This window comes from Pontibacter sp. HSC-14F20 (assembly GCF_019599265.1).
Taxonomy (GTDB): Bacteria; Bacteroidota; Bacteroidia; order Cytophagales; family Hymenobacteraceae; genus Pontibacter.
In genome coordinates, this window is sequence record NZ_JAHZTC010000060.1 from 1 (window position 1) to 450 (window position 450).

The following is a 450-nucleotide window of genomic DNA, read 5'->3' on the forward strand; positions in this document are numbered from 1 at the left end:
ATTTCCACCCTCTCCCGTTATCAGGCCCGCCGGTGCCAGGGCTGCCCGCTGCGGGGGCAGTGTTTTAAGGGCCAGGGCAACCGAATGATCGAGGTCAACCACCGGCTCCAGCGCCTGAAGGCCCGGGCCCGGGAGCGGCTCTTGAGTGAGGAAGGGGTGCGCCACCGCAGGCGCAGGGCCATCGAGCCCGAGGCCGTCTTCGGCCAGGTGAAGAGTAACAACCGCTTCACCCGCTTTAGGTTGCGAACACTGGCCAAAGCCGAAGTGGACTTCGGGCTGGCCGCCCTGGCCCATAACCTGCGCAAAATAGCTGGCAAGGGGGGAAAAGCCTTCCAGCAGGCCCTGGAAAGGACCGCCGCCGGCCTTTTACAGCCACTAAAACAGCCGACTGTGGCTCATGCCGGCCTGCTGGATCAGCTGACGGCTTTTTTCAGCCCGAGAGCCACTATT

General features: G+C 63.8%; 1 protein-coding gene. It reads left to right on the forward strand.

The window, feature by feature from the left end; genetic code table 11:
- Nucleotides 1-450, forward strand: a 450-nt coding sequence (locus tag K3G39_RS20485; protein ID WP_370627295.1) for a transposase, incomplete at its 3' end; no start/stop codon positions are given.